Annotated in this window: 19 protein-coding genes; 13 read left to right on the top strand and 6 right to left on the bottom strand. The window is 34.7% G+C overall.

Annotated elements, in window-relative coordinates:
* Positions 1 to 2: 2 nt before the first annotated feature.
* Positions 3 to 1,334 carry a site-specific integrase gene (locus AACZ49_RS01805; protein WP_339650973.1) on the bottom strand — a complete coding sequence of 444 codons (1,332 nt, stop codon included), beginning with the start codon at positions 1,332 to 1,334 and terminating at the stop codon, positions 3 to 5.
* 292 nt (positions 1,335 to 1,626) lie between these two features.
* Here AACZ49_RS01805 and AACZ49_RS01800 point away from each other — a divergent pair, with 292 nt between their 5' ends.
* A complete protein-coding gene (locus AACZ49_RS01800) occupies positions 1,627 to 2,598 on the top strand; it encodes a phosphotransferase (RefSeq protein WP_339650971.1) in 972 nt (323 codons plus the stop codon).
* The gene (locus AACZ49_RS01795) at positions 2,595 to 3,872 is read left to right on the top strand and encodes an ADP-ribosylglycohydrolase family protein (RefSeq protein WP_339650969.1); all 1,278 of its coding nucleotides are present in this window, start codon (positions 2,595 to 2,597) and stop codon (positions 3,870 to 3,872) included. Before AACZ49_RS01800 ends, AACZ49_RS01795 begins: the two co-directional genes overlap by 4 nt.
* 2 nt (positions 3,873 to 3,874) lie before the next feature.
* Here the strand turns inward: AACZ49_RS01795 and AACZ49_RS01790 are convergent, their stop codons facing one another.
* Entirely contained in the window at positions 3,875 to 5,413 is a 1,539-nt protein-coding gene (locus AACZ49_RS01790; protein ID WP_339650967.1) for a glycoside hydrolase family 32 protein, read from the bottom strand.
* On the opposite strand from AACZ49_RS01790, the gene AACZ49_RS01785 reads away from it, so the two are divergent.
* The 4 genes from AACZ49_RS01785 to AACZ49_RS01770 are packed head-to-tail and all read left to right on the top strand — an operon-like array spanning position 5,412 to position 8,295.
* Positions 5,412 to 6,020, top strand: a complete 609-nt coding sequence (locus AACZ49_RS01785; RefSeq protein WP_339650964.1) for a rhodanese-like domain-containing protein — start codon at positions 5,412 to 5,414, stop codon at positions 6,018 to 6,020. The genes AACZ49_RS01790 and AACZ49_RS01785 overlap by 2 nt on opposite strands.
* Positions 6,021 to 6,062: 42 nt before the next feature.
* Positions 6,063 to 6,734, top strand: a complete 672-nt coding sequence (locus tag AACZ49_RS01780; RefSeq protein WP_339651435.1) for a TIGR04282 family arsenosugar biosynthesis glycosyltransferase — start codon at positions 6,063 to 6,065, stop codon at positions 6,732 to 6,734.
* Positions 6,731 to 7,546: a purine-nucleoside phosphorylase gene (locus tag AACZ49_RS01775; RefSeq protein WP_339650961.1), complete on the top strand. Its 816-nt coding sequence runs from the start codon at positions 6,731 to 6,733 to the stop codon at positions 7,544 to 7,546. The genes AACZ49_RS01780 and AACZ49_RS01775 overlap by 4 nt, the downstream gene beginning before the upstream one ends.
* A gap of 44 nt (positions 7,547 to 7,590) precedes the next feature.
* Positions 7,591 to 8,295 carry a TIGR04283 family arsenosugar biosynthesis glycosyltransferase gene (locus tag AACZ49_RS01770; RefSeq protein WP_339650960.1) on the top strand — a complete coding sequence of 235 codons (705 nt, stop codon included), beginning with the start codon at positions 7,591 to 7,593 and terminating at the stop codon, positions 8,293 to 8,295.
* Positions 8,296 to 8,298: 3 nt separating this feature from the next.
* Here the strand turns inward: AACZ49_RS01770 and AACZ49_RS01765 are convergent, their stop codons facing one another.
* The 3 genes from AACZ49_RS01765 to AACZ49_RS01755 form a co-directional block, all read right to left on the bottom strand.
* Positions 8,299 to 9,324 (bottom strand): N-acetylmuramoyl-L-alanine amidase, encoded by a 1,026-nt coding sequence (locus AACZ49_RS01765; RefSeq protein ID WP_339650957.1) that lies wholly within the window; start codon positions 9,322 to 9,324, stop codon positions 8,299 to 8,301.
* Positions 9,325 to 9,386: 62 nt separating this feature from the next.
* Positions 9,387 to 10,394 carry a glycoside hydrolase gene (locus AACZ49_RS01760; RefSeq protein WP_339650955.1) on the bottom strand — a complete coding sequence of 336 codons (1,008 nt, stop codon included), beginning with the start codon at positions 10,392 to 10,394 and terminating at the stop codon, positions 9,387 to 9,389.
* Between the two features lie 127 nt (positions 10,395 to 10,521).
* Entirely contained in the window at positions 10,522 to 11,235 is a 714-nt protein-coding gene (locus AACZ49_RS01755; protein ID WP_339650953.1) for a DUF547 domain-containing protein, read from the bottom strand.
* Positions 11,236 to 11,514: 279 nt separating this feature from the next.
* Here AACZ49_RS01755 and AACZ49_RS01750 point away from each other — a divergent pair, with 279 nt between their 5' ends.
* From AACZ49_RS01750 to AACZ49_RS01720, 7 genes are all read left to right on the top strand, one after another.
* On the top strand, positions 11,515 to 12,861 hold the full coding sequence (locus AACZ49_RS01750) for an FAD/NAD(P)-binding oxidoreductase (RefSeq protein WP_339650951.1): 1,347 nt from the start codon (positions 11,515 to 11,517) through the stop codon (positions 12,859 to 12,861).
* 11 nt (positions 12,862 to 12,872) lie between these two features.
* Complete coding sequence (locus AACZ49_RS01745; protein WP_339650949.1) at positions 12,873 to 14,453, top strand: 4Fe-4S binding protein; 1,581 nt, start codon at positions 12,873 to 12,875, stop codon at positions 14,451 to 14,453.
* 222 nt (positions 14,454 to 14,675) lie between these two features.
* Positions 14,676 to 15,143 (top strand): hypothetical protein, encoded by a 468-nt coding sequence (locus AACZ49_RS01740; protein WP_339650947.1) that lies wholly within the window; start codon positions 14,676 to 14,678, stop codon positions 15,141 to 15,143.
* A gap of 23 nt (positions 15,144 to 15,166) precedes the next feature.
* A complete protein-coding gene (locus AACZ49_RS01735) occupies positions 15,167 to 15,856 on the top strand; it encodes a glycosyltransferase family 2 protein (protein WP_339650946.1) in 690 nt (229 codons plus the stop codon).
* A 1-nt stretch (position 15,857) separates the two neighbouring features.
* Positions 15,858 to 17,342 carry a cellulose synthase family protein gene (locus AACZ49_RS01730; protein WP_339650944.1) on the top strand — a complete coding sequence of 495 codons (1,485 nt, stop codon included), beginning with the start codon at positions 15,858 to 15,860 and terminating at the stop codon, positions 17,340 to 17,342.
* A gap of 156 nt (positions 17,343 to 17,498) precedes the next feature.
* On the top strand, positions 17,499 to 17,828 hold the full coding sequence (locus AACZ49_RS01725) for a nucleotide pyrophosphohydrolase (RefSeq protein WP_339650942.1): 330 nt from the start codon (positions 17,499 to 17,501) through the stop codon (positions 17,826 to 17,828).
* Positions 17,828 to 20,020, top strand: coding sequence for a DNA/RNA helicase domain-containing protein (locus tag AACZ49_RS01720; protein ID WP_339650940.1), 2,193 nt, complete (start codon positions 17,828 to 17,830; stop codon positions 20,018 to 20,020). The genes AACZ49_RS01725 and AACZ49_RS01720 overlap by 1 nt, the downstream gene beginning before the upstream one ends.
* Before the next feature lie 97 nt (positions 20,021 to 20,117).
* Here the strand turns inward: AACZ49_RS01720 and AACZ49_RS01715 are convergent, their stop codons facing one another.
* Positions 20,118 to 21,116: an IS110 family transposase gene (locus tag AACZ49_RS01715; protein WP_339650938.1), complete on the bottom strand. Its 999-nt coding sequence runs from the start codon at positions 21,114 to 21,116 to the stop codon at positions 20,118 to 20,120.
* Positions 21,117 to 21,211 lie beyond the last annotated feature (95 nt).

The raw sequence follows: 21,211 nt of genomic DNA, 5'->3' as shown, positions 1-21,211 counted from the left end.
ATTTATTTAGCGTTCTTTATTAATTTCATACTAGCATCATTCCTAGATTTTAAACTTTCTTTTTTCCAAAAATCCTGCAGGACTAAGGCATTATCTTTGGCCGTCTTACCAATGTACGCAAGAAGCATTTTTTCTGTAGTATGGCCTGTGGCAGACATAATTACAGGCGTTGGCAGTTTGCCATAATGATTGGTTGCAAAAGAACGCCTTGCGGTGTGAGTACTTACCATCTTCCATTTAGGGTATTCGCCTACGACTTTTCGTTGAGGTGTTTTTACTTTTTTGGTTTTCTCCTTTTTATCGGTAATGTAAATAGAGCCCTTTTCCATTTGGTCTATTCCGGCCAATTGGCAAACCTCCTTTATCCAATCATTATAACGTTGGTTTGATATCTTATGTGGTAATTTCCCATCATTGCAATCAATAATATTTTGTACCTGCCAATGTACAGGCAGCATTATTTTTTGCTTTGTCTTTTGGGCGGTGTACTCTATAAATCCGTTGTTTATAGTCGCTATGGTAAAATTCAACAAATCACTAACACGGGCACCAGTCCAAACACCAATAATCAACCAATTACGGGCATTATCTAAATATGGTCTATTGGATAGGTCGAGATTGAAAATAGTTTCAATTTCAATTTCGTTGAGCGTTACGAAATAGGTTTTTTCGTTGGTACTTCTAAAACCATCCTTTTCAGACTCAGGGTTAGTCTTTATTCCATATTGTTTTGCGCTCTTTAAAATAGTTTTAAGGCATTTTAAGTATTTGCCTATGGTGTTGAGGTTCAATTTCTGACCTTTGTTTAGAAACTGAATAAAATCATTGTGGAATTTTAAATTAACCTCATCAATTTTGAAACGTTTCCCTTTTATCTTTTCAAAAGATAATATTTTATTTAGAGTGGTTTGGTACTGTTTTGCCGTGGCTATGGAAACACCCGTTGTTCCGTTTTTTTGAATGCGATAGGGCAATCGGGCTATAAAATGATTTGTGTAATCCGTTAGGTATTTTAAATCTGTATTGGTGTTTTGGTCAAAAAAAGCATAAATCGCACTACTTAGCCAATCAGAATCGATTATACCTCCATTGGCATACGAAGTGTTGAAACTACCTAGTATTTCAGAGCGTAAACCGTCTAAGCTGTTTTGTAAGTTTAGTTTATCAGTAAACTCTGATAGGTGTTTAACCTTACCCTTATCATTATTCCAATACTTAGGGTTAACCAGTAAAGAAGTGGACTTTTTGAAATCGTATTTTCTACCATGCACAAAACGCATATAAATAGTAGTAGGGTTACTTTCCCCTTTAGTGAAGTACTTTAAAGATGGCATATTGAAACTTTTGAACAATCAAATTTAATAAAAAAAATAAATAGTGCCGACATGGTGCCGACATTTTACGTATTTCTTTGAATTACTACTAACTCTAAATTACTAGAGGTGTTTATTAAATTCCATAAATACAGTACTTAAACACGGTAATTTTTCATATTTTAGGGAGAAAAATGAGTTTAAAAAATTAGATGGGTTTGGTTTCTGGAGGCACCACAATAAATCCTTACTTAACAGTAAGGATTTTTTTGTTTTTAATACCTATCTTTCAAATAATACTAAAGTATAGGTTTTGATTCAGATTAACGAACATATTTCCTTGGAAACGACTCAATACTACCTTGATTCCTTGGGGCTTCTCCTGCAAAAAGAGCAAGTCAACCGAATTGAGAAAGCGGGGGAAGGCAACATGAATGTCGTGCTTCGTATTACCACAAACCAGCGTTCCATTATCTTAAAACAATCCAGACCTTTTGTTCAAAAATATCAAGATATTCCAGCTCCAATGAATCGGATTTTAGTTGAACATCAATTTTACACTGCTATTCGAAATAGAAACATCGATGCTAATATTCCTTCAATTATATTCTTTGACAGCCAAAATCATCTTTTAGTTTTAGAAGATCTAGGGAATTGTAAGGATATGAGTCTTTTGTATTCCAACGGAAAAATTGAAAATCAAACCTTAGAAATGCTTGTGTCGTTACTCTCTGAAATACATGAAACACCCGCTACAAAAGATTTTCCCGACAATATGGAGATGCGAAAACTAAACCATCAACATATTTTTACATTGCCGTTTATGGAAGACAATGGATTTTCCCTTGATAATATTCAACAAGGATTACAGGAACTTTCAATATCCTATAAACAGGATGAACAATTGAAAAATCAAATATCAATTATTGGAGAAAAATATTTATCCAAGGGTAATACCTTATTGCATGGGGATTATTATCCTGGAAGTTGGATGACAGATGAAAATCAAATATATGTAATCGACCCTGAATTTGGATTCGTGGGTTTTGCAGAATTTGATATTGGAGTTATGGCCGCACATCTAATAATAGCCACTCATGACCCTACTTACATCGAAAAAATTCAAAAAATATATCCTAAATCCATAGATATAGAACTTTTAAAAAAAATTTCCGGAATTGAAATTATGCGGAGATTAATAGGTTTAGCCCAATTACCATTAAGCAGAACCCTTGCTGAAAAAGAACAATTATTACTCATGAGTAAAAACATGATACTATCATGAAATATGTATATCTACTTATATTAATTTGTATTGTTGGCTGCAAAAATAAAAATGACCAATTTGATATTCCTTCGCCTACCATCAGCACATTTGCAAATGATAAATTGCAATTAGAAGATTCTGTTTATTACAACAAAGTTTTAGGCGCTCTGGTAGGTTCGGCAATTGGTGATGCCATGGGAGCTTCCACAGAAATGTGGCACAGAAAGGACATTCAGCTTAATTATGGATATATTAATAGATTAACACCTGCTCTACGAGAACAATCTCCCGAAGGTACTTGGGAACATAACTTATTGGCTGGCGCAACAACCGACGACACGCGCTGGAAGAGTTTAATGGCTCATTATTTTAAGGCCTATAATAACACAATAACGCCAGATAATTTCGCACAATTCATCATCGAATATTATACTAGTCTAACAAAGGAATTAGTTAATAAAGATATTCAAACAAGTACGGATGCTCTCGACACACAGATTGAAAAAATAGATTGGATCAAGGAATGGGCCAGAGTGGCAATGGCCTACAAAAAAGACAGCAATGCATATTTGCAAGCCCTGAACCGATTCTATGGTGGAGAAATGTCGTGCGCCGGACAGCTGTATACCCCAATGATCGGACTTATCGCTAATTCTCCTTTAGACGCCTATCAAAAATCGTATGGCTTGAGTCTTTTCGATATTGGCTACGCGAAAGATATATCGGCTTTAGTTGCAGTAATGACTAACATGGCCATGAGAACACAAGAACTAGATTCAATTTTGAGTGCACCTAAATTTATAGACCCTATTGGGTATGCAGATAGTAGATTAGTAGGTCGTATACCTACAGTTATTTTAGATGGTGCACAAAAAAACGTTCGACGAATAAATGATATTGTACTTATCGATTCTTTACTAATAAACAACACTTCTGTTTTCAAGGTACCAAAGGGTTATCCAGGAACTAAGAATGATTGGGTGCGTCAAGAAATGCTCTATCAATTATTAGAAAAGGACAAAAAGGGCATAGCCTTTCATTCTGCCGAAATTTGGCAGATCTTAGTAACCGGATTAGAATTCGGTAACGGTGATTTTGAAAAAACAATGCAGTTCATTGTCAATTATGGCAGGGACAATGATACCGTAGCCTCAGTGGCTGGCATGATTTTAGGTACAAAATTAGGCTTCAAAGCACTTCCTAAAGAATTACGAGAAAAGGCACTTAAAGTTAACAAGGAAAATTTAGGTATAGACCTAGAAACTTTGGCAAAAGAAATGACGCAAGAATAGATCTAATCCCATATACGCTCGATTTTAAGCTCACTAAAATCGTTTATTTTCAATTCACCACTTGAATTATTCTCAAGGGTCAAAGCAGTATAGAACTCGTTTGGAAATATTTGATTGGTCATCACATACTGCCCTCCGTTAACAAATAGCTCTATAGAAGAATGATCTAAAAACATCCTTACCTCTAAAGTTTCTTCTGGTAAATTAGACATCGCCATCTTTTGTAAACCTCCAGCAAATTTTTCACTAAAATCGGTTTTACCCGATTTATCTCTGTTAAAAGTCACCATTTTGTTTTTTCTATCAATTCCTATTTCCAAACTATCTCCAGCTCCGTTACTGAAATACATTTTCATTTCAGGATTTTTTAACATGAATCTAATTTCAGATTGGTTTCCGTATTGCAATGGAATTATCTTATTCTGATCTTTCTTTAACTCAATTTGACTATTTGAAGTGACTTTATCTTCTACACCCTTCATATTGTCTAAAGGATAATTTACCAAGAATACCTCATCTTCAATTTCACGTAATGTCAATTTTCTAGGCACGGTCATAGCACTACGCCATTTTTCGGTTGGTGTATCACGCGCATAATCCCAATTACTCATCCATCCTATAAAAATTCGGTCATTGTTCGGCGCATCATTGTAAGTTACTCCCGCATAATTATCTCTTCCTAAATCTATCCACTTGTTTTCGGTTTGATCTGTAGTAAATGTAGTCCCATCAAAATCACCAATAAAATATTGTGTTCCACTACCTCCATTTGGTGCGCCTGGATTAATACTTATTAAAAGCACCCATTTCTCTTCATCACTGCCCTCAATTTTTAAAGGAAATAAATCAGGACATTCCCATACGCCACCATGTGCCCCTTTTTCTTTTCCAAACTCACTTACTTTTTTCCATTCCTTTAAATTTGGCGAGTTCCATATCTGCAAATGGTCTCCTGCTACTACAAGCATCGTCCAATTTTGCTCTTTATCATTCCAGAAAACTTTTGGGTCTCGAAAATCCTTAATTCCATCATTACCGATTACAGGATTACCGTCATACTTCGTCCAACTATCGCCATCATCTAAACTGTAGGCAATACCCTGTGTTTGAAAATCTTTTTTACCAGACTGTTCACCTTCCATATCATGATACGTAAAAATTGCCACCATTGCCGGTTTTTCTATTGTTCCAAAGCCAGAGGTGTTCTCTTTATCAATTACAGCACTACCCGAAAAGATCAACCCATGTTTATCTGGAAACAATGCTATGGGTTTATGCTCCCATGTTAATAAGTCTTTACTAACGGCATGCCCCCAATGCATAGGGCCCCAAACCGTGCTGTCTGGATAATATTGATAGAACAAATGATATTTACCATTGCTATAAACAAGTCCGTTAGGATCGTTCATCCATTTTTGTTCTGGGGTAAAATGAAACTGTGGCCGATACGATTCTGTATAATAATCAGATGGTTCTGGTTCTGTACTATTTTCTTTAATTTTCGTGTCCTGTTTACAGCTAAAACCAAAAATGATAAGCATGAGAAACATTAATTTAAAAAACACTTTTTGCAAAACTTTAACCATAAACTCGTATTTAAACCTATATCCCTTGGAAACTAAAAATAGTACCTTTGCGGCCATGAAGTTAATCAAATATCTGCAGGTTTTTAGTTTACTTTTTCTCATATTGTTTTCAAACGTTGTAGTTGGACAAGATGATATTGATCGCGCCTTAAAAATCTGGAACAAAGAAAGTATACCTTATATCAATCCTGAAAATTTATCTATATCAGATTCAATTCTATTTTTAGATACTCGGGAAAAGGAAGAGTATAATGTTAGCCATTTAAAGAATGCCATTTGGATAGGGTATAAAGATTTTGACGAAGCAAAAGTGCTCACAATTATTCCAGATAAATCACAGCCTATAATTGTATACTGCTCTATTGGTGTGCGTTCAGAAAATATTGGAGAAAGATTGAAGAAGCTTGGCTATACCAAAATACTTAATCTACATGGCGGTATTTTTGAATGGAAAAATAAAGGTGGCGAAGTATTTAATAATCAAAATATGGCCACGGATAGCGTGCATGCCTTTAGCTTGCTTTGGGGAAAATTGTTACATGAAGGGGTTAAAGTATATTAGTTAGGAGTTAGGAGTTAGGAAAATTAAAAAAGAACTTTGGGAATACTACAAGACAATAAGGCGGAGCGAGACGAAAAAGCCATTGATTACACATTAGCGAACTCCAACAATCTATTGCTTATTTTTACTAGAAATCCGGAATTAGGCAAAGGAAAAAGACGTTTAGCTGCCACTGTAGGTGATGAAGCCGCGTTACATATCTATCAATTTTTACTAAACCATACCGTGAAAATAACAAGCCATCTTTATGCCGAAAAACTGGTGTACTATTCTGAAGAAATTTGGCAAAAAGATATTTGGGACAATAGCCGATATGGTAAAAAACTTCAACAGGGCAATGATTTAGGAGTACGAATGGCCAATGCTTTTAAAGAAGGATTTCAAAATGAATTTCAAAAAATCATAATCATTGGCAGTGATATGTTCGATTTATCGCAGAAAGATATAGAACAAGCATTTAAGGCTCTCGAAAAAAATGATTTTGTAGTGGGTCCAGCAGAAGATGGCGGCTATTATTTACTTGGGATGAATAATTACATGCCAGAACTTTTTAAAAACAAAGTTTGGGGCACCGACACGGTTTTAAAAGATACCCTTACCGACCTTAAAGACAAGAAAACCGCTATTTTAGAAACAAGAAACGACATAGATTATTACGAGGACATAAAGGATATTGAAGCTTTTCAACCCTTTTTAAAACATATAAATTCATGATTAAAGAACAATTATTAGAGTCTGTAGCATACCTTAAAAATAAAGGTTTTGACAATCCCGAAATAGGAATCGTATTAGGTACCGGGTTAGGAAAATTGGTAGATAGCATCGAAGACCCTATAGAAGCCCATTACAACCATATTCCATTTTTTCCTTTAGCAACCGTAGAATTTCATACGGGAAAATTGGTTTATGGTACAATCTCTGGTAAGAAAGTAGTGGTTATGCAAGGTCGATTTCATTTATATGAAGGCTATGATTTTTTAGATGTTACCTACCCAATACGTGTTATGCATATGTTGGGCATTACCAAACTTTTCATTTCAAATGCAGCAGGTGCCGTTAACCTAAACTTCAAAAAAGGTGATATGATGTTGATCGAAGATCACATTAACCTGCAAGGTGGATCGCCATTGGCGTTTAAAAATGTTGGTGAGTATGGAGTGCGTTTCGCAGACATGTCCGAACCTTACGATATAGACATGCGAAATAAATTATTAGCTATCGCCAAAGCATACGATATTTCATTAAAAACTGGAGTCTATGCTTCGGTCGTAGGTCCTCAACTTGAGACGAAGGCAGAATATAGAATGATTAAGCTAATAGGCGCAGACGCCGTCGGTATGAGTACAGTACCAGAAGTAATCGTAGCCAACCATTTATCGCTTCCGATTGTAGCTGTTTCAGTTTTAACCGACGAATGTGACCCAGATAATCTTAAGCCTGTAGACATTAATGAAATTATTTCCATAGCTGAAAAAACAGAACCTAAAATGGTGAAATTATTTCAAGAATTAATAAAGCAACTGTAAGTTAGGTTTTCATTTTGCTACCATAAGAAAGCAAATAGGTGTTTATGAGTAGTTTTCAACCCACAATTAGTATCATTATTCCAGTATTGAACGAGGCTAATTATATCAAGAAGGTGCTTTTGGCCATTTCAAAAAATGCAGGTTCTAATCGCATTGGAGAAATACTGGTCGTTGATGGCGGCAGTAGTGACGAAACAATTTCTATTGCTCGTGATTATGGTGCTACAGTAATTAATAGCAAAAAAGGAAGGGCAGCTCAAATGAATGTCGGTGCTGAAAATGCTACCGGAGAAATTCTTTATTTTTTACATGTGGATTCCTTACCACCAAAACACTTTGACTTGGCTATATTTCATGCTTTTGAAGAAGGTAATGAAGTTGGTTGTTTTCAATTGCGCTTTAATAGTGATAGTAATTTTCTGAGATTTTTTGCTTGGTGCACCAAAATAAACCATCAGATTTGTCGGGGCGGAGACCAATCCCTGTTTATCACCAACAAGCTATTTCATGAAAACAACGGTTTTAATGAAAACTATATCATATATGAGGATAATGAATTTATTGGCCGCATGTATAAATTAAAACCTTTCAAAATAATACCTGAAAAAATTACAACCTCTGCTCGACGCTATGAGGAACGTGGAATGGTAAACCTTCAATGGCATTTCGGAATGATTCATTTAAAACATTTTCTTGGGGCAAAACCTCAAGAATTACATCAATATTATTTAAAACATATCGCCGTATAAGTTTTATTTCTCTTCAAAATCCAATAGTACACCTTCACTAATCCACTTTGATAATGCTTGACGATTATCGGGATCTACGATTCTTACTTGATCTTTAGCATTGCGAATATTGCCAATTTCAATAAACGTCATTGCAGGGTGCGTTTTCTTTACCAAATAAAGCGAGGTTCTATCTTCAAAAGTACCCGCATAGCTTCTATTGGGTTGATATTTTTTATACTTGGCATCGAAAGTAGTATGAATACTTTCTGCCAACTTTTTACCATTCTTACTATTTTCATGATAATAGAAAAACACATCTATATTTTGCCCCACACTTCTGCTATCAACATGTGTAACTATTAAACGCTGATACTTACCTTTATTCGTCTTATAAAGGTCATTAACGATTTCTACTCGCTGTTTTAATCGTGCTACTTGGTTTAAAGGAATCGTTTTATTTGGATAGGCTACCTCATCATGGTCAATTTCTAGAACACGCTCATCTCTAATTCCGTCGTTTTCATCTTGTATAATAATGTAGACCATTGCCCCATGAGCTAATAATTCTTTCGCCAATCGTAATGTAATATCATACGCATATTCATCTTCCGAAATGGATTTCCCTGCATAAATTCCCATTGCACCAGGGTCAGGCCCCCCATGACCAGAAACCAGATAATACACATTACCTTTTAGTCGTTCACTTTTGGCTATAACCGTCTTATGCTTATCACCGAAAATAGTATAAGAAGCACTCTCTAACTTTTTAACATCAGTAGATTGCTTTTGTATCGAATCAACAATAGGGACTATTTCTAATTCGAACTTGGGAATTACGTAGGTTTTACCAGCGATAAGATGTATACTATCTCTTAAATCATGATGATTTAAGGCTACGAAGTCATCAAATATTTCATAGGGATTAACCCCCTGTTTTCTTAATAGGGAAAGAATACCATCGCCAGGTTCGGCCGTTACTGTTTTCAACGATTCTTGACCGATTGCGGCCTGCGCAATAAATACCAATAAAATTAAATACCTAAACATATGATAAGGGGAACAAAGTTTGTGCCATTTTGCGAAACAAGTAACGGCCTACAAAATTGATACTATTCACTGTACTTTTTATAATTATCGCTGATTATTTTTAACGATGGTTTATTCTGTGGTGTAAATCTATTGTCATTTACACCGCCGGCCGTACCATGGTTTGGAAACCATTTCCAAACATAACCACCAGCAAACCATTTTTCTCCCCAAAACTCAGAGAAAATAGCTTCTTTACAATTCGCCTGGGACACCATATTAGGCCTTTCTTCAGTGCGGTCTACAAGCCAGGGTTTCTTAGCAGAATAGTCCATACTCCTATATCCATATTCCGTGAATAGAATTGGCTTTTGGGTTTCATTCGACAGCATTGATATCTTAGATTTCCAAGGTTGCCAACCAGCTACAAGTTCCTCTACCGATGGTGTTTTTGATTCTGATAACGGAAAATAGGCGTCAACACCAATATAATCTAATTGCTTCCAAAAGGGCACTCGGTCAAACTCGTCCCAATTCGCAGCATAGGTGAGCTTCCCTTTATATACTTGCCGTATTTCAGTAATTAATCCATTCCAATACGCTGGTCTATTCTGAACAAATTGCTCTAATTCGGTTCCTATACAAAACACATCAACATTACTATCCTCCGCTAATTGAGCAAAAGTCATGATAAAATCACAATATGATTCTTCTAATTGCTTCCAATGGTTTTCGCTATCCATTTTTAGAACTCCGGTAAAAACGCCTTTAGAAATCCAGATTTGTGGCTTCATCATTACCGAAATACCATTTTCATGTAGCATTTCTATATATTGTTTTGCTCCGCTCTTAGTTTCACCAAACCATTGTTGTTCGGTATTGAAAGTAATTTGCGGATTATTCACTTCCCTTATAAATCCAAAAGGCATTACAGCAGCACTATTAGCATTTACCTGCACAATGGCTTCCACTTGCTCTTGAACCACCTTTTCCCTTGAGGCAACAAAACTAACCCCATTAATTTTCTTATTTGCCTGACCAAAACAAGAAAACTGAATAGCCAATAAAAATAAAACACTTAATTTTTTCATTTTTAATTTCCTTAATCCCCTAAAATTATAGTATTTACAGCATTTTGCAATACGCTAAACACATAACTATTTGTTAAGAAATACCAGCTAATCGTTTACAATCCATTGCTTATATAAAGCAATTCAACTATTTGGAATTTATGGTCCAGTCGTAAGGGTAATAACCGAATTGAATTGCCTCAGGTAGTTTTGAAGTTCTGTATGTATTGATGAATGTAACTATACCTCCTGCCCTATCGAAATCATCTTTATACCATTCAAAGATTTGCGAAACATTAACTTTATTACCTTCTATCCTAATAAAATTAGGATTATTAATTGCTAGAACTGTTTGTCGTTGCATTTGAGTTTCTAACTTTTTTGGGGTATACGCTTCATTTATTATGGGTGGACAACTTAAACCTGCACATACCAATACAAAATGAAATCTCGGTTCATTTGGAAATTTCGCTCGTAACAAATCATTCTCAATACCATTTAAAGTAATCATTTTACCACCGACACTATGCTTAATTTTATCAAAAAATCCATCAACATTTAAGGGTGACTTTAATGGATAGTTTTTAACGATAGCATCTATCACAATAAGATTATAAGCATTGATCCAAAAGGCTTGGTAGTTCATAACATCTGACTCTGACACAGAAATATCTTTTGCTACATCTAAAACAGCTTTCAAATCCTCTGAATTTTCCTTAATTGTATTATACTTAACCCGACCATCTATGATAGTAGCTTTTAAAAAACTATCGGTTTCGTTAAAAAACGTATTCAATTCTTGTGCTGATGAACCGGTCACTATCAAAAAGAAAAATAGGGTTTGTTTGATATGTCGTTTCATAAAACTTTAAATTTAGTTCTGATATCGAGTTACTTTAAGTCGTGTTTTTAATTACAACCATACACTTAAGAAATATTTTTCTTGCTTTTTTTCAATAAACTTCAATTAAAGAATAATACTGATTATGTAATCATAATTAACCCGTTTAAAGATGTATAAAACGTAATATAAATTAAAAAATACTTCAGTCTCAACACACGTTAATAATCTTTCTAAATAAAAATGTAGCTGTTAAGTTATTACCTTTAATACCGACACAAAGACCATCAAAAGAAATTTATGACTCATATTGTAATTATAGGCAATGGTATTTCTGGGGTTACTTTAGCTAGACATATACGAAAGCTGTCAGATAATAAAATCACCATTATATCTGCAGAAAGCGATTATTTTTTCTCCCGTACGGCATTAATGTATGTCTACATGGGACACATGAAATTTGAACATACTCAGCCCTATGAAAATTGGTTTTGGAAAAAAAACAAAATCGATTTAGTTAATGGCTTTGTACAAAAAGTAGCAACAGGGTCGAAAAAGTTAACCCTAAAAGATGGCTCTACAATTACTTATGATAAACTGGTAATAGCAACAGGATCAAAACCGAATAAATTTGGATGGCCAGGTCAAGATCTAAAAGGTGTTCAAGGGCTATATACAAAACAAGACCTAGAATTACTTGAAAAGAATGCTCCTAATAATAAGGTTTGCAAACGAACGGTAATTGTAGGTGGCGGACTCATTGGTATTGAAATGGCAGAAATGTTACGCTCACGCAAAATTCCAGTAACATTTCTTGTTCGCGAAAAAAGTTTTTGGAACGGTGTTTTACCCGCAGGAGAATCTACTATGATTAACGAACACATTTTAGAACACCATATCGATTTACGTTTGGACACCAATTTAATAGAGATTTTATCTGATGAAAACGGAAGAGCAAAAGCTGTAATAACCGATAAAGGGGATACCATAGAATGTAATGTAGTTGGTTTAACAGCAGGTGTTACTCCAAATATTAATTTTTTAAAAGAATCTGGCATCGAATTAGGAAGAGGTGTAAAGGTCAATCGATTTTTAGAAACCAGTGCCAAAGATGTTTATGCCATTGGTGACTGTGCAGAGCAGCACGAAGGCATAGGTAATAGAAGACCTGTTGAAGCTGTTTGGTACACAGGCCGTATGATGGGGGAAGCTTTAGCCCAAACCCTATGTGACAAACCTAGAGAATATAATCCTGGACACTGGTTTAATTCTGCCAAGTTTTTAGATATAGAATACCAAACGTACGGCTGGGTTTTTACCGAAAAAAGCAAAGAAGACCACGAGCATCATTTCCATTGGAGACATTCAAAAGAAAAAATTTGCATTACCATTGCATATCACAAAGACACTATGAAATTTTTGGGTATCAACACCTTCGGTATTCGCATGCGGCATGAGATTTTTGACCAATGGCTTACCGAAAATAAAGATGTAGACCATGTAATGACTTACCTCAGGGACGCAAATTTCGACCCTGAGTTTTACATACAATACGAGGCAGAAATTGTAAACAAATACAATACGGATTTCAATAAAAATATTCGTCTAAAAAAGAAAAGTTGGAAACGCATTTTTAGCAAAGCTTAACGAACAAAAAAATGAAAGTACTTCAAAATATAGGAATAATTATTTTTTTGGTAGGTCTAAGCACATTTGCTGCCTTACCACTTCTTGGAACGTTTAAAGTGGACAAAACCATCGTTAAAGGAATAGTATTAGATAATTCAATTAAAAGTGAATTATTCATTCAAAATTTAGAAACCAAAATACAGGGTAAAGTATTTAATGGTGTACAAAGCTTATCTCCAATAATTGTTTCTGCTGTGGATAATGCGAATACGACGCACAGAAAAAACAAAGAGTACAAAAAGGTTATTCATACAAAGGGCAGAGATATGGCAGGGTCTATTGCCAAAAAATCTGGCGTAGGCTTTATTGCAGAAAACAAAGGTCTAATGTGGTTCATGACTTTTGGATTAGGCATTATTGGCGCCTTACTTTTCATTATTCCCCAAGTGGTTCTTTTAGGACCAAAAGGAATTAAGAATAATGGAATCTACCATCAGAGTTCCACAAATAGAGGTTGGATCGCTTGGCTTGTATTTATCTTCTTGGTTTCATTTTACTTGATCTTATATTTCCGCCCAGAGTATGCAACGAACTGGACTTATTTAGTAGACCCTATTAGTGAAAGTTTAAGTGGCAACCCAGCCGGTCACTGGTTAGTGTATGGCTTTATGTATTGTGTTGTAATGTTGGTAATGGCCGTACGTATGTACATAAAATATCGCCACAATTTATACCAGGTAGTTAGAACAACATCTGTATTGTTCTTTCAGATTGTATTCGCCTTTCTTATTCCAGAAATTATGGTACGTTTACAAATGCCCTATTATGATTTTAAAAATGCTTTCCCCTTAGATTATGACTTCTTTTTTCAATGGAATCTTAAGACGCTTTTAAATAGTGGCGGTATCGGAATTTTTATTCTTTTCTGGGGAGTTATCTTAACCTTGGTCATCGTTCCTGTAATGGTATATTTTTTTGGGAAAAGATGGTATTGTTCATGGGTTTGCGGTTGTGGTGGCCTAGCGGAAACCTTAGGTGACCCATACAGACAACATTCAGATAAATCACTTTTCGCATGGAAAGTTGAACGTTGGTTAATTCATGGGGTACTTCTTTTTGCCGTTGTAATGACAGGAATGACACTTTACAGTTTCTTTTCAGAAACGGGTACCGTTTTAGGAATAAAAACCCAAAGTGTACAAAATTCATATAGTTTGGCAATAGGGTCTGTTTTTGCAGGAGTTATTGGCACTGGTTTTTATCCAATTTTTGGTAATAGGGTATGGTGTAGGTTTGGTTGTCCGCTAGCCGCATATTTAGGATTTGTACAACGTTTTAAATCTCGTTTTAGAATTACAACAAATGGTGGGCAATGTATTTCATGTGGTAATTGTTCTACCTATTGCGAACAAGGCATCGATGTTAGGGCATATGCCCAAAAGGGTGAAAATATTGTTCGCTCTAGCTGTGTAGGTTGCGGCGTATGTTCTGCAGTATGCCCACGTGGTGTGCTTAAATTAGAGAATGGTCCTGAGGCAGGTCGCATTAATCCGACAGAGGTATTATTAGGCAACGATGTAGACTTAATGGATTTGGTGAATAAAAAATAGATTCTTTAATTTAGTTGCCTAATTAAACATTTCCTGAAAAAACTACGATGAAATGCTAAATTAAGAAGGTAACTTTTAAAAAAAACATAATGATTGAAAAAGACAATCACCATGTTTCACTTTATAAAAGTTTATATAAACACCCAAAATAGGTGCAAATCATTATCAAAGTATTTTATACGATCTTTACCAACTGATTGTAATGTAGAAAAAAGTCAGAAAATGAAGCTATTAAAATTCGTTTATACCATTCTTACTTGTTTGGCCTTGTTAGCTTTTAACGGCTCTGAAGACAAACGTTATGAACGCACCTATTATGAAGATGGCACTTTGGCAAGCGAAGGATGGATGCGTTTTAATATAAAAACAGATTATTGGACATTCTACCACCCAAACGGAAAAAAGTCGGATCAGGGTTATTTCGCTTATGACAAAAGAGAAAAATATTGGTTTTTCTATGATGAAAATCGAATACGTACCAAACAAGGGCTATATGTTAAAAACAAGCAGGAAGGCTGGTGGTTATTTTATGACAAGAAAGGTCAGATCAATCATAAATGCCAGTTGAAAAATGGTATAAAAAATGGTTATTGTTTGAAATACAAAGATTCAAAAATGATTTCTGCCGAAAAATATACCGCGAGCGTAAAAGTAAAAGAATGGACTAATTTTAGCCCTTTCACAAAATAAAATAGTTTATCCGACTTCAAATAATGTCTGACATTAAAGTAATTATACCGGCGTTTAACGAAGCAGATTCTATTGCCCTTGTTATCAAAGCACTACCAAAATCAGTTTCTGAGGTGATAGTCGTTAATAATAATTCTTCAGATAATACGGTAAAAAATGCTGAGGCGGTAGGAGCTACCGTATTAACCGAACAAAGAAAAGGTTATGGGTATGCTTGTCTATGTGGACTCGACTATGTTGCCTCGCAATCCAAACAGCCAGAAATCATCGTATTTATCGATGGAGACTTTTCTGATTATCCAGAAGAACTTGATAAGGTAGTAGCTCCTATTTTAAATGAAAATATTGATTTTGTTGTAGGGGCCAGGAGAAAAAACTTGCGCGAAGAGGGTTCAATGACCCCACAACAAGTGTTCGGCAACTGGTTAGCCACTTTTTTAATGCGATTATTTTTTGGAGCAACGTTTACTGACCTAGGCCCTTTTAGAGCCATTAAGTACGAAAAGCTCAAGGAATTGAACATGGAAGACAAAACCTATGGTTGGACAGTAGAAATGCAATTGAAAGTTCTAAAAAAGAAAATGACATATACCGAAGTACCAGTACGTTACAAACGAAGAATTGGTGTCTCAAAAGTATCAGGAACCGTAAAAGGTAGTATATTTGCAGGCATAAAAATTTTGGGGTGGATCTTCAAATACAGTATAAAATAATATGGAATTAGCACTAGCGTATTTTATCATCGTAATTTATAGTATTTCATTACTATTGATTTTCTTTTATAGCTTGGCGCAGCTAAATCTTTTATTCAACTATTTGTCTCAAAAAAGACAGCACCAGACGGCTCCTAAATTTAATTTGTTAGACCCAAAGGAAATTCCGTTCGTTACCATTCAGCTTCCTGTTTTTAATGAAGAGTATGTAATGGATCGTTTATTGGAAAATATCGCCAAAATAGAATACCCAAAAAGCAAATTGGAGATTCAAGTTTTGGATGATTCTACCGATGATACCGTAATTGCTACTGCCGCCACCATTGCTAAATTGCAAGAGACCGGATTAGATATTCAGCATATTCGCAGAACCGATAGATCTGGCTTTAAAGCAGGTGCATTAAAAGAAGGTTTAAAAATTGCAAAAGGTGAATTCATCGCCATTTTTGATGCCGATTTTATGCCAGCTTCAGATTGGTTAAAGAAAACCGTAATTTATTTTAAAGATGAAGAAATAGGCGCAGTACAAACCCGTTGGGGCCATTTAAACCGTAATTATTCTACCCTTACAAAAATACAGGCCTTTGCCCTAGATGCCCACTTTACTTTAGAACAAGTAGGTCGTAACAGTAAAGGACATTTCATTAATTTTAATGGTACTGCAGGTATTTGGAGAAAAGAATGTATTATTGACGCAGGTAACTGGGAGGGCGACACACTAACCGAAGATTTAGACCTAAGTTACCGTGCACAACTAAAGAACTGGAAATTTAAATATTTAGAAGAAGTAGAGACACCTGCAGAGCTACCTGTAGTTATCAGTGCCGCACGTTCACAACAGTTTCGATGGAACAAGGGTGGTGCAGAGAACTTTAGAAAAACGGTTTGGAATGTTATTACAGCCAAGAACATATCATTTAAAACAAAGTTTCATGGGGTTATGCATTTGCTGAATAGCTCTATGTTCTTATGTGTATTTTTAGTGGCGATATTAAGTATACCTTCTTTATATATCAAGAATACCTATGGTCACCTAGACTGGGTTTTCTCTCTATTAAGTTTATTCGCCATAAGTACCATCATTTTATTTGTCTGCTATTGGTTTACCTACAAGAGTATTCAAGGTAGCGGCTTTAACAATTTTGTAGATTATATCCGCATATTCTTTACATTTTTCTCAGTTGCCCTAGGGTTCTCCTTGCACAACACCATTGCGGTAATAGAAGGCCACATGGGTAAGCGAAGTGAATTTGTACGTACCCCTAAATTTAATATAAGTACGCTGAAACAAAGCTGGAAAGGCAATAAGTATTTGGCAAAAAAATTATCCCCGAATATGATATTGGAATTTGCCTTAATGGTCTATTTCATGTTTGGCATGTATAGCGCTATACCTTTAAATGATTTCGGTTTGTTCCCATTCCATTTTATGTTATTCTTAGGCTTTGGCTTTGTATTCTTTAAATCATTGACATCTAGAGCGTAAAACCTTCGTTATAAAATATTTAAAAAAGGGATGGTCGTTACTATCCCTTTTTTATTTTATGTCAATTCTACAAGATTGTTTAAATTACATACAACGTACGGATATATGTAATTGTACATATATCCGTACGTTGTGTTTCATTAAGAAAAACTAAATATGAGTGACATAAAAGAAATAACTGAAGCTCTGATTAAATTCAGAAATGAAAGAGACTGGGAACAGTTTCACAATCCTAAAGATCTAGCGGTGGCTCTTAATATTGAGGCAGGTGAACTTTTAGAAAACTTCTTATGGAAATCTCATGAAGAAGCAGATAAAGAAAAAGTAAAAGAAGAATTAGCTGATGTTCTTGCTTATTCTCTTCTGTTAGCTGAAAAATATGGATTTGACGTCAAAGATATTCTGCTCGACAAAATCAAAAAGAACGGAGAAAAATATCCAATAGAGAAAGCAAAAGGAACTGCGAAAAAATATAACGAGCTTTAATGATTAAGACTCAACTAAAAATAAATCATTACGACTTTGAAAATAGTCTATTTGAAGATTTCAGTACAAATCATTTTGCTAAAGACCTTTGGCCTATAGTTTACATTTTAAGTGATGGTGATACCAAAACAGCATATGTTGGTGAAACAACTGATGCCTATTCTAGAATGGGAACCCACTTAAAACATAAGACTAAAAATAAACTTACATCTGTCCATTTAATCACGAGTGAAAAATTCAACAAATCTGCTACTCTTGATATAGAATCCAATCTGATAAAATATATGTCAGGGGATAATAAATTCACCCTGCTCAATGGAAATCTTGGACTTGCTAATCACAATTATTACCAAAAGAAAGAAGTATACTGGGATATTTTTAACACGATTTGGAATCAACTTAGAGCAGAAGGAATATCTAAACATCCTATAGAACATATTGACAATTCTGACCTTTTTAAATACTCCCCATATAAAAGTTTAACTAAAGAACAAAGTCAAGGTTTACTTCAAATTTTACAGAGTCTCGCAACAGGAAAATATGATAATACTATTGTCGAAGGAGGCGCTGGTACTGGTAAGACAATTTTAGCCATTTTCTTATTTAAAATGCTTTCAAGTCAATTAGAGGATTTCAGTTTTAAAGAGTTCGGTGCAGAAGAAAACGTCTATCTTGATTTAGTTAATCAAATAAAAAAGGTGCTCCCAAATCCTAAAATGGCTTTAGTTGTCCCAATGTCTTCATTCAGAACCACATTAAAAAAAGTATTTAAGAACATAAAAGGGCTAAGTGCTAGTATGGTTATTGGACCTGCCCAAGTGAGCAAGGAAAAATATGATTTACTCGTAGTTGATGAGTCGCACAGATTGAGAAGGAGAGTAAATCTAGGTGCTTATTTCGGAGCTTTTGATAAAGCTTGTTTAGCACTTAATCTTGATAAGCATAATGCAAGTGAATTAGACTGGGTTACCATGCAATCCAAGCATACTGTTTTATTCTATGATGAAGGGCAGTCAATTAAACCATCTGATGCAAAAAAAGAACAATTTGACCTAATCAAAAGAGATAAAGACACCTCTATTCTCAAATTAAAGTCTCAGTTCAGAGTAAAGGGAGGAAATGCGTATGTTGAGTATATAGACTCTTTATTACACGATAAGTTAAAAGTAGACTCTTCAAAATTCAATTCTAAAGAGTACGAGTTTACCCTGTTCGATTCACTAGAAACAATGATTGAACAAATAAAATTACGTGATAAAGAAAGTGGGCTTTCAAGACTTATTGCTGGTTACTCCTGGGAATGGAAATCAAACAAAGACAAAAATGCTTTTGATATCAAAATAGATGATGTACAACTAAAATGGAACGGCACTTCAAATGACTGGATTAATTCAGATGGAGCAATAAATGAAGTTGGATGTATACATACTACTCAAGGCTATGACCTAAATTATTCTGGGATAATTTTCGGAAACGAAATATCCTTTAATCCTGAGACCAAAGAAATCATAGTAAACGAGGAAAACTACTTTGATAAAAACGGAAAACAGTCCATTAAAGACCCCAAGGAATTAAAAGCCTTTATTCTAAATATATACAAAACTATTATGCTTAGGGGGATAAAAGGCACATACCTCTATGTGTGTGACCCCTTATTAAAAGCTCATTTTGAATCTTTTGTGCCTAAATACAAAACTGATCAAGTTGAAATCAAAACACTATTCAAAACCGAGAATATCAAACCTTTTGAAAATTCAATTCCACTTTACAGCCTAAAAGTAGCAGCTGGTGAATTTGGTGATTTACAACAAGTAGAAGATGTGGAATGGCTTAATATCCCTGAGAAAATCAAACCGAGTAAAGACTTGTTTGCATGTCAGGTAATTGGTGAATCTATGAACAAGGTAATTCCAAATGGTGCATTATGTTTATTTAGAAAATATTCAGGAGGTTCGAGAAATGGTCAAATAGTTTTGGTTGAAAACACCAATATGCATGATTCCGATTTCGGCTCATGTTATACAGTAAAAGAATATGATAGCAAAAAATATGAAGATGAAGATGGTTGGAAACACCAATCGATTATTTTAAAACCTTTATCGACTGACAGCTCGTATGAAAACATAGTGTTAGAAGATGAAGATATGGCCACGTTTAAGGTAATAGGAACCTTTGAATGTGTAATAGAATAAAAACAAAAACGCAGTCGAGTAGGTAAAGGGGATTCTCACCCCTAAACCTCTCCTAGTATTCTATGACTAAAACAAATTATATTACACATTTTTTAAATTAATTTGCTGCATATTTCATTAAATCAACATAGGGAGATTTTCTGTTAATAACAGCAAAGATCCTAGCCAGTATTTTGTTTCTGATAATGTTTATTGTTGACATTTTATTTTTTCCCAAATTGATTCTTTTTTGATAATACAATTTCATCTCTTCATTGTATTGTATAGAAGACTTAGCGCATAGGTCCAATAAACTTTTTAGTTTTTTATTCGCTAAATGGCTTACTTTGGTCCTTCCTCTAACACTTGAACCGGAAGTATTTGGGAAAGGCGCTATACCGCAATAAGAGGCGAATTTCCTCCAACTGTCAAACTTTTTAAAGCCCTCTGTAAAAACGATCATATAAAGCGCGGTTTGCTTTCCTACACCTTTTATTGTGATAATTAGGTCATACTGGCTTTTGAGAGTCTCATCTTCATTAACAATAGTTTCTATTTCCTTTTCAATTATATCTATTTCTTTTGTCAAATATTTGATAAGCTCTTTTTGAATTTTTAATAGTAATTTATTTTCACTTTTTGAAAGTATTTCAGATTGCTCTTTTAAACTCATTTTATAGCCGGCTCTTTGTTTTACCATGCGCTCGCGTAGTGAGAACAATCGTTTTAATTTAAGGGTACTCTCAGAACTTTGGACATGGGATTTTAATCGATCACGTTTTTCATAAGCGTAGAGCGCTATTCTTTTAGCATCTGCTTTGTCATTTTTCCCTCTGGTCATTCCCATAGATTGTTTAATTTCCAATCCAGGTAAAATCACATAATTAAAGCTTTCTTCAGACAAAAAGAGAGATAAATTATTACAATATATTCCTGTATGTTCCATTGCAAACATCAAGTTTTCTGTGGGAACATCATTATTCTTTTCTAACCACTTAACCATTTGTTTGAACCCTTTCTTATTGTTCTCAAATTGCTGGTAAAGATCTCTTTTGTGAAGGTGTGTATCGATTACTTTTTTGCTAATATCGATACCTACAGTTTCTAAAATTTCCATACTTTTAACTATTATTAATGGTTACTTTGACTAAAACCTTTAGTAATTTATTACTAATTAGTATTCTATTTGGTCCTTTGTAACCGGTTATAAAA

This window comes from uncultured Maribacter sp. (assembly GCF_963975365.1).
GTDB lineage: Bacteria > Bacteroidota > Bacteroidia > Flavobacteriales > Flavobacteriaceae > Maribacter.
Note: the sequence above shows the minus strand (reverse complement) of the source record. Positions and strands in the feature narration are given on the sequence as shown.